The 7715-nt window shown below is 74.6% G+C and carries 8 protein-coding genes; 6 read left to right on the top strand and 2 right to left on the bottom strand.

Features of this window, described 5'->3' with window-relative positions:
- Nucleotides 1–5 precede the first annotated feature (5 nt).
- Both ggt and K7957_RS15440 read left to right on the top strand, forming a co-directional pair.
- Nucleotides 6–1769, top strand: a complete 1764-nt coding sequence (gene ggt, locus K7957_RS15435) for a gamma-glutamyltransferase (protein ID WP_223012900.1) — start codon at nt 6–8, stop codon at nt 1767–1769.
- A gap of 59 nt (nt 1770–1828) precedes the next feature.
- Nucleotides 1829–2137, top strand: a complete 309-nt coding sequence (locus tag K7957_RS15440) for a hypothetical protein (protein WP_223012902.1) — start codon at nt 1829–1831, stop codon at nt 2135–2137.
- A 256-nt stretch (nt 2138–2393) separates the two neighbouring features.
- On the opposite strand, the gene K7957_RS15445 is transcribed toward K7957_RS15440, so the two are convergent.
- Entirely contained in the window at nt 2394–2693 is a 300-nt protein-coding gene (locus tag K7957_RS15445; RefSeq protein WP_223012904.1) for a hypothetical protein, read from the bottom strand.
- Nucleotides 2690–2866, bottom strand: a complete 177-nt coding sequence (locus K7957_RS15450; RefSeq protein WP_223012906.1) for a hypothetical protein — start codon at nt 2864–2866, stop codon at nt 2690–2692. The genes K7957_RS15445 and K7957_RS15450 overlap by 4 nt, the downstream gene beginning before the upstream one ends.
- Before the next feature lie 86 nt (nt 2867–2952).
- Between K7957_RS15450 and K7957_RS15455 the strand changes: the two genes are divergently transcribed.
- From K7957_RS15455 to K7957_RS15470, 4 genes are all read left to right on the top strand, one after another.
- Nucleotides 2953–3567 carry a S24 family peptidase gene (locus tag K7957_RS15455; protein WP_223012908.1) on the top strand — a complete coding sequence of 205 codons (615 nt, stop codon included), beginning with the start codon at nt 2953–2955 and terminating at the stop codon, nt 3565–3567.
- Nucleotides 3568–3657: 90 nt separating this feature from the next.
- Complete coding sequence (locus K7957_RS15460) at nt 3658–4938, top strand: MFS transporter (protein WP_223012910.1); 1281 nt, start codon at nt 3658–3660, stop codon at nt 4936–4938.
- On the top strand, nt 4935–6059 hold the full coding sequence (locus K7957_RS15465; protein ID WP_223012912.1) for a metallophosphoesterase family protein: 1125 nt from the start codon (nt 4935–4937) through the stop codon (nt 6057–6059). Before K7957_RS15460 ends, K7957_RS15465 begins: the two co-directional genes overlap by 4 nt.
- Nucleotides 6056–7306 carry an arsenic transporter gene (locus K7957_RS15470; RefSeq protein ID WP_223012914.1) on the top strand — a complete coding sequence of 417 codons (1251 nt, stop codon included), beginning with the start codon at nt 6056–6058 and terminating at the stop codon, nt 7304–7306. Before K7957_RS15465 ends, K7957_RS15470 begins: the two co-directional genes overlap by 4 nt.
- Nucleotides 7307–7715 lie beyond the last annotated feature (409 nt).

A 7715-nucleotide genomic window follows, 5' to 3' on the forward strand; every position in this document is an offset into this window, starting at 1 on the left:
CGGCCATGGCAGCGCGCGCGAGCTCGTGGGGGAGAAGCGTCGCGCTGGCGCTGGCGGCGCTGCTCGGCAGCTGCGCGCCGCCCCCCGCGGCGCGCGACGCGGCGCGGCCCACGGCGGCGGCGCCCGCCCCCGCCGCGACCGCGACCCAGCCGCAGCTCTTCGTCGTCGCCGCCAACCCGCTCGCCGCGGACGCCGGGCTGGCGGTGCTGCGCCGCGGCGGCTCGGCGGTGGACGCCGCGATCGCGGTGCAGGCGATGCTGTCGCTGGTCGAGCCGCAGAGCTCGGGCATGGGCGGCGGCGGCTTCATGACCTATTACGACGCCGCCAGCACGCAGGTGACCGTCTACGACGGGCGTGAGACCGCCCCGGCCGGCGCCACGCCCGACATGTTCCTCGACGACGGCGGCAAGCCGCTGCCCTTCGCCACCGCGGTGCTGAGCGGGCGCGCCACCGGCGTGCCCGGTGCGGTGAAGATGCTCGCCGAGGCGCATCGCCGCCACGGCGCTTTGCCGTGGCGCGACCTGTTCGGCGACGCCGAGCGCACCGCGCGCGACGGCTTCCTGGTCTCGCCGCGGCTCGGCCGCTTCCTGGCGAGCGGGCGCTTCCCCGAGTCGGACGCGCCCGACGTGCTCGCCTATTTCGCGCGCCCGGGCGGCGGGCTGCTGCGGCCCGGCGACCGGCTGCGCAACCCGGCCTATGCCGGCTTCCTCCGGCGGCTCGCCGCGCAGGGGCCGGACGCGCTCTACGCCGGCGAGACCGCGCGCCGCATCGTCGCGCGAGTCCACGAGGGGCCGCTCGCGGGGAGCATGACGCTCGCCGACCTCGCCGCCTATCGCCCCGCGGTGCGCCGGCCGCTCTGCGCGCCCTATCGCGTGCTGCTGGTCTGCGCGCCGCCGCCGCCCGCCAGCGGGGTCGGGCTGCTCGAGCTGCTCGGCCTGCTCGAGCGCACCGACGTCGCCCGCTACGGCGCGGACGACCCGCGCGGCTGGTTCCTCTTCGCCGAGGCGAGCCGGCTGATGTACGCCGACCGCGACCGCTACGTCGGCGACCCCGCCTTCGTCGACGTGCCCGTCGCGGGGCTGCTCGCGCCGGCTTATCTCGACCGTCGCGCGCGGCTGATCGGGGAGCGCGCCGGCGCCGCGCCCGCGCCCGGCGCGCCCGAGGGCGGGGCGGCGCGCGGCCTGGACCGCACGCTCGAGCCCACCGGCACCTCGCACTTCGTCGTCGGCGACGCGCGCGGCAACGTCGTGTCGATGACCACGACGGTGGAATCGATCTTCGGCTCGGGGCGGATGGTCGACGGCTTCTTCCTCAACAACCAGATGACCGACTTCTCGTTCAGCCCGCGCGACGCCGAAGGCCGCGCCGCGGCCAACGCGGTGGCGGCGGGCAAGCGCCCGCGCTCGTCGATGACGCCGCTGATCCTGCTCGACCGTCGGCGCCATTTCGCCGGCGCGGTCGGCTCGGCGGGGGGCAACGCGATCCTGGCCTATGTCGGCAAGGCGGTGGTCGGCGCGGTCGACTGGGGGCTGACGATGCAGCAGGCGCTCGCGCTGCCCAACCTGATCGCGCGCGGCGACTCGTTCCAGGGCGAGGCGGACAAGTTCACGCCCGCGGTGCGCGACGGCCTCGCCGCGCGCGGCGTGACGGTGCGGCCGGGGCAGGGCGAGGACTCGGGGCTGCACGGCGTGATCGTCCGCGACGGGCGGCTCGACGGCGGCTACGACCCGCGGCGCGAGGGCAAGGTGGCGCTGGCACCGGCGCGGTGAGAGGTCCCCTTCCGGCGTGTTAACCATCGACTCACCACTGCGCCGCTAGAGTGAGTCGCATGGTCGCCGATGTCCTCACCCGCTCCGCCGCCGCTCCTCTCGCCGCGGTCCCGCTCTCTGGTCTGGCGGGCGCGTGGCGCCGGCTGCGACGCCGCGACGAACGCGGCGTGGCGGAGGCCGTGCCGGCGTGGCTGATGCCGCCGCCCGAGCGACCGCTGCCGAGCGACCTCGACCTGCCGCTGCGCCTGTTCGACCCGGCGGCGTTCGCGCGCGCCGTGCCCGGGGCGGCGCCCGCGCCGCGCGCGATGGCGCTGGAGCCGCTGCTGCTCGACGAGACGCTGCAGCGGCTGCGCCGCCTGGTGGCGTGAAGGGGACCTGGTCCTTCTCGGTAAGGGGATCGTCTCATCATTGTGAGAGTGTCCCACCGTCGTCATCCCGGCCTTGAGCCGGGATCCATCGTGCCGCGAACGCGCAAGCCGATGCTCTTGTGCAGCCATGGATCCCGGCTCAAGGCCGGGATGACTGGAGGTATGCGACGATACCGCGGGACGCGAGAAGGCGTCGTCCGCGTGAAGGCGCTTACCGCCTGACGTCTCGTGCCAACTCGTGTGTCGGCTCGCGCACTCACCCCGCCACCACCGTCACCCCCTCCAGCCGCGCGTGCGTCGCCCCGGCGTCGCGCGCGCGCGTCACCACGCGCAGCTCCGCCAGTACGTGCCCCGGCAGGAAGAGCGACTCGGCGCCGAGCGAGTCGAGCCAGGCGTCGAGCCGCGGGTCGCTCCGCCCCGCCAGCACCAGCTCGTGCCGGTCGCCGCTGAAGGTGGCGCTGTGCCACGCCACCGCGCGGTGGCGCTCGATCGCCACCGTCGCGCCCGCGCGCGCCGCGGAGCGCGCCAGCGCGCGCTGCAGCCGCCCCGCGCTCACCGCGCACCCGCGCGCAGCACGGCCTCGATCCGCCGCCGCATCCGCTCGCCCGGCACGCGACCGCCGCGCAGGTCATGGACCAGCCGCGGGTCGTTGACCGTCCGCCGCCCGAACGTCGTCGGCGCGATGCCGGTCCGGCGCAGATAGCGCTCGATCTCCACCAACAGACTCATCGATACATCTCCCTCGACTCACCTGTTCTTCATCTGTTCTCACTTTTCCAACTTGTCGAGGAAAAATCCTCAGGCTAGGGTCGCGCATGGCCGAGACCCCGCAGCAGGCGCTCACGCGTGCCGCCGCCGAGCGCGGCGTGGCGCTCTCCGCGCTGTCGCGGATGATCGGGCGCAATCAGGCCTATCTCAGCCAGTTCGTGCTGCGCGGCTCGCCGCGACGCCTGCCCGAGCACGAGCGCCGGCTGCTCGCCGACTTCCTCGCGCTCGACGAAGCGGTGCTGGGCGCCGCGCCGCGCGAGGAGGATGTCGCGGTGCCATGGCTCGCGGTGCGCGCCGCGGCGGGGCACGGCCGGGTGGCGGAGGAGCGCCTGCTCCGCGCCGAGCCGGTGCCGCGCGCGCTGCTGCGCGCCGCCGGGATCGCGCCCGCGGCGGCCTCGCTGATCACGGTGGCGGGCGAGTCGATGGCGCCGACAATCTGCGACGGCGACCGGCTGCTGGTCGACACCGCCGACCGGCGGCCCGCCGCGGGCGGCGCGATCTACGTCGTTCGCCGCGACGAGGAGCTGGCGGTCAAGCGGCTGATCCCCGAGGGCGCGACGATCGCGGTCCACAGCGACAATCCCGACTGGCCCACGCTGCGGGTCGCAGCGCGCGCGCTCGTCGTCGTCGGCCGCGCGCGGCTGCTCACGCGCTCGCTGTGAGGTCGGCCGGCCGACCCTGATATAAATTAGTTCCGTCCCGGATATTTCAAACGATTGCTGGGTTAGGGGCCGCACGATCCGGAGGCGGCGATGGCGACGGCAGCAGGCGAGATACCCGGGGCGGGGCGAGGCCGTGACGCCGATCGCTCGCGCGCGACCGGCGCGCTCCAGGCGCTCAACTTCTTCATGGCGGACATGCAGGCCGGCATCGGGCCGTTCCTCGGCGTGTTCCTGCAGCAGCGCGGCTGGACCGCGGGCCCGATCGGCACGGTGATGACGGTCGGCGGGGTCGCCGGCATGGTGATGACGGTGCCCGCCGGCGCGATGATCGATGCCACCGAGAAGAAGCGGCTGATCGTGATCGTCACCGGCATCTGCACGGTGATGGCCTCGTTCCTGATCCTGCTGTCGCAGTCGGCCTGGGTGGTCACGGTGAGCCAGGTCGCCACCGCGATCGCGGGCGCAGCGATCGGGCCGGCGGTGACGGGGATGACGCTCGGCATCGTCCGGCAGCGCGGCTTCAACGCGCAGAACGGGCGCAACCAGGCCTGGAACCACGCGGGCAACATGGTGGGCGCGGGCCTGTCGGGCTGGCTCGGCTGGCAGTTCGGGATGCCCGCGATCTTCTACCTCGCCGCGGCGTTCGGCGTGCTCGCGATCCTGTGCGTGCTGAGCATCCCCGAGCGCGCGATCGACCATGACGCCGCGCGCGGGCTGGAGACGGAGCACGCTGGTGGTGAGACCGCCGGTGCGGCGCAAGGCTTCCGCGCCTTGCTCGAGAACCGCCCGATGCTGATCCTCGCGGCGGCGCTGGCCTGTTTCCACCTCGGCAACGGCGCGATGCTGCCGCTCTACGGCCTGGCGGTGGTGGGCGCGGGCAAGGGCAACCCGGCGCTGTTCACCGCGACCACGGTGATGGTGGCGCAGGGCGTGATGGTGATCACCTCGCTGCTGGCGATGCGGATGGCGGCGGGGCGCGGCTATTGGCTGGTGCTGCTGATCTCCTTCGCCGCGCTGCCGCTGCGCGGCGCGCTCGCGGGCAGCTTCATCGAGCATTGGGGCGTCTGGCCGGTGCAGGCGCTCGACGGCGTCGGCGCCGGGCTGCAGAGCGTCGCGGTGCCGGGGCTGGTCGCCTGCCTGCTCGACGGCACCGGGCGGGTCAACGTCGGGCAGGGGGCGGTGATGACGGTGCAGGGTGTCGGCGCCTCGCTCAGCCCGGCGATCGGCGGGTGGCTGGCGCAGGCGCTGGGCTATCGCGTCGCCTTCTACGTCCTCGGCAGCTTCGCGCTCGCCAGCCTGGCGCTGTGGCTCGGCTTCGCCGCGGTGCTGCGCCCCGCCTGCGCCGGCGCGCGGAAGGAGCAGGCGGCGTGACCGGGAGCGTCACCTGGGTGCATGTCGGCGACCTCCACGCCGACGCCGCAGATCGGTGGGAGGGGCCGCGCCGGCTGAAACGGGTCGTCCGGCAGCTCGCCGCGGCGCCCGAGGGAATCGACTTCCTGTTCCTGCCGGGCGACAACGCCAACCATGCGACTCCTGAGCAATATCGAGTCATCCGCACCGCGCTCGCGCGCAACCGCCTGCCGGTGCTGACGATCCCCGGCGACCATGACTTCGAGGACGGCACGCTGGCGGCCTATCGCGCCGGCACGCCGCCGGACTGGCGCCCGTTCAGCCGAGTCATCGCGGGGCATCGCTGCCTCTTCCTGGACATCGTCAGCGCCGGCGCGGGCGGCCCCGACTTCCGGCTCGGCGCGGGCCAGCGCGACCGCCTGGCGCGCGCGCTCGCCGAGAGCGACGACGACGCGGCGCTCACGCCCTTGGTGTTCATGCACGCTTTCCCCTCCGACCTCGCCGACGGCGGCGAGTCGCTGGCGACCCTGTTCGCCGACGCGGGGGTCGCCTTCGTCGACACCGGCCACACCCATTACAACGAGCTGCTCAACGACGGCCGCACCGTCTACGGCGCGACTCGTTCGAGCGCGCAGATCGAGGAGGCGCGCGGCACGCCCGGCTATTCGGTGGTGAGCGTCCATCACGGCGTGCCGAGCTGGACCTTCCGCCCGCTCAACGCCGCCTGGCCGCACGTCCAGATCCTGTCCCCCGCCGACGTGCGGCTGGTGACCCGGCCCTATCACCCCTGCCACGTTCCTGCGCCGGGTCTCGTGGAAGTGGCCGCGCGCGTGCTGGGGCAGGGCGCCGCCGCGCCGACCGTGCGGCTCGGCGAGCAGGCGTGGCCGATGGTGGCGTTCGCCGGACATGCCGCCACCTGGCGCGCGACGGTGGAGGTGCCGTGCGCGGGGCTCCACCGCCTCGAAGTGAGGAGCGGCACCGCCAGCGACACGATCGAGGTCCTGGTGCGCGAGCGCAGGGACGCGCCCAAGCGCGGCCGGATCGTCGCGCCCGGCAACGCCGTCCACTCGATCGGCGCGTGGGAGTCGCGCCACCTGTTCGGCACGCGGCTCGGTCCCAACGCCAACGGCGGGCCCTGGTGATCCTCGGCACCGGGGCGACCTGGACGATCTGCGCCGCCGCCACCGCGGCGGTGATCGCGCGCCCGTTCCGCTGGCCCGAGGCGATCTGGGCGGTCGCGGGCGCCGCGCTGCTGCTGCTGCTCGGGCTGATGCCCTGGCACGCCGCGCTGGGCGCGGTGGCGAAGGGCGGCGACGTCTACCTGTTCCTCATCGGCATGATGCTGCTGAGCGAGACCGCGCGCGAGCAGGGCCTGTTCGACTGGGTCGCGGCCGCCGCGGCGGTGCGCGCGCGCGGCTCGCCGCGGCGGCTGTTCGCGCTGGTCTATGCCACCGGGATCGTCACCACCACCTTCCTGTCGAACGATGCCACCGCGGTGGTGCTGACCCCGGCGGTCTATGCCGCCGCGCGCAAGGCCAAGGCGGACCCGCTGCCGCTGCTGTTCGCCTGCGCGCTGATCGCCAACGCCGCCAGCTTCGTGCTGCCGATCTCCAACCCCGCCAACCTCGTCCTGTACGGCGGCAAGATGCCGCCACTGGGCGAGTGGTTCGGTTCGTTCGCGCTGCCCTCGATCGCGGCGATCGGCGTGACCTTCGTCGCGCTGCGCTGGGCCGAGCGGGCGCGGCTGACCGGGAACTGCGCCACCGACGTCGCGCCGACGACGCTGTCCGCGGGCGGTCGCGCCGCGCTCGGGGGGATCGCGGCGACCGCGGGGCTGCTCCTGGTGATGTCGGCGCGCGACCTGCCGCTCGGCCTGCCGACCTGCGCCGCCGGCGCGGCGACGACGCTTCTGGTGTGCGCGCTGGCGCGGCGCTCGCCGCTCGGGCTGGCGCGGCAGGTGTCGTGGAGCGTCCTGCCGCTGGTGGCGGGGCTGTTCGTGCTGGTCGAGGCGCTCGACCGCACCGGCGTGATCGCGCAGGTCGCCGCGGCGCTGCGCACCACCGCGGCCGACCCGGTGCGCGGCGCCGCGGTGGCGGGGACGGTGCTGGCGTTCGGCTCCAACCTGATGAACAACCTGCCCGCCGGGCTGGTCGCGAGCACCGCGGTGGCGCAGGCGCATCCGCCGCGGCTGGTGGTGGACGCGCTGCTGATCGGCGTCGACCTCGGCCCCAATCTCTCGATCACGGGCAGCCTGGCGACGATCCTATGGCTGCAGGCGATCCGGCGCGAGGGCGAGGACGTCGGCTTCTGGCGCTTCCTCAAGGTGGGGGCGGTGACGATGATCCCGGCGCTGGCCGCGGCGCTCGGCGCGCGGCTGCTGATCGGGTAGGGGAAGGCGCCGACCCGCCTGGTAGCGCCGACGCCGCGGGGGTTAGTCGCGAACCTTCCGTCACCCCGGCCCCGAGCCGGGATCCATCGTGCCGCGAACGCCTCCGCCATCGCTCTTGTGGAACCATGGATCCCGGCTCAGGGCGGGAATGACGATGGAGCAGAGGGCGCGATCACGATCACGCAACGGTTCCAGAAGGGGAGGGCCTCGGGGCGGCCCCCCCCCCCCCCCCCCCCCCCCCCCCCCCCGGCCCCCCCCCCCCCGCCCCGAGCAGGTCGCCATGTCACCCGGACATGGCTGGGATTGCCGGGGGCAATTCCACCTGCACGACAGCCGCAGGCTGGTGGAGGGGGGCTGCCACAGGCGCTGTGCTTCGCGGCGAGCCCCCTCCACCACGCCGCTGCGCGGC

The organism is Sphingomonas yunnanensis (assembly GCF_019898765.1).
In the GTDB taxonomy this organism is placed as follows: domain Bacteria; phylum Pseudomonadota; class Alphaproteobacteria; order Sphingomonadales; family Sphingomonadaceae; genus Sphingomonas; species Sphingomonas yunnanensis.